The sequence below is a fragment of the Bartonella sp. MR100HLJHH genome, from assembly GCF_042194215.1.
Classification (GTDB): domain Bacteria; phylum Pseudomonadota; class Alphaproteobacteria; order Rhizobiales; family Rhizobiaceae; genus Bartonella; species Bartonella grahamii.
The window spans coordinates 1-972 of the sequence record NZ_JBHIMR010000083.1; the positions used below are offsets into that span (position 1 = coordinate 1).

Below are 972 nucleotides of genomic sequence, written 5' to 3' on the forward strand. Positions count from 1 at the left end.
CATACACTCTATATGCTTCTTAATTTTAAGGTGTTGCGTGTAATATAATCTTGAGCTTCAAGTAAAGACTGTTATTCATAGAATATACCAAATTTATTGGAACTGTTACATATTAGAGACAACAAGAAACACTCCGTTATTATCGCTTGATAAAAAAATAGCATGACGATAGCTTATTACTAAAATAAGCAAAAAAGAAATTGCGTAATGCCATAACTTATGAAGAATTAGCATATTTCAAAACTGCTTATCCTAATGAAAAAAACACTAAAGATGATCTGTTTTATTATGTTTACGGTCTCTTGCATTCAGAATATCGCACTCGTTATGTCAATAACCTCTCTAAAGAATTGCCTCGTATCCCTTGCGTAAAGAGTGCTAATGATTTTTGGAAATTTGTAACAGCAGGGCGTGAACTGGGGTCATTTGCACGTGAATTATGAAACTGTAGAGCCTTATCCCGTGACCTTTAAAAAGGGTAATCCAAAAGTTACAGAGATCTCTAATCCCGAAAAGTTTTATTATGTAACTGAAATGAAATTTGCAAAAGCAGGTAAAGAAAATGGAAAATCTGATAAAGATAAAACCACTGTTATTTACAATAGCAATATCACAATAACAGATATCCCTCTTGAAGCTTATGAGTATATCGTAAATGGTAGACCCGCTCTTGAATGGGTTATGGGGCGTCAATGTGTAAAGACTGATAAAAAGAGTGGTATTGTGAATGATGCCAATCGCTATGCTTGTTGAAACCGTTGGCAACCCTGCTTATCCATTAGAGTTGTTTCAAAGGATTATTACTGTAAGTCTAGAAACAATGAAAATCGTTAAGAACTTACCAAAATTAGAACTAAGAGAAACTGAATAGATTTGGCATACTCACATAATGGGTATGATAAACTCATAAGGGGTATAGAGCTTATAACCATAATCTATACCTCTCTTGTTAAGTTGATTAGATATAATCTT

The 972-nt window shown here is 33.2% G+C and carries 1 pseudogene; it reads left to right on the forward strand.

Annotated elements, in window-relative coordinates:
• Positions 1-203 precede the first annotated feature (203 nt).
• Positions 204-871 (forward strand): annotated as a pseudogene (locus ACFIJ7_RS09640) (type ISP restriction/modification enzyme); the annotation flags it as partial.
• Positions 872-972: the final 101 nt, after the last annotated feature.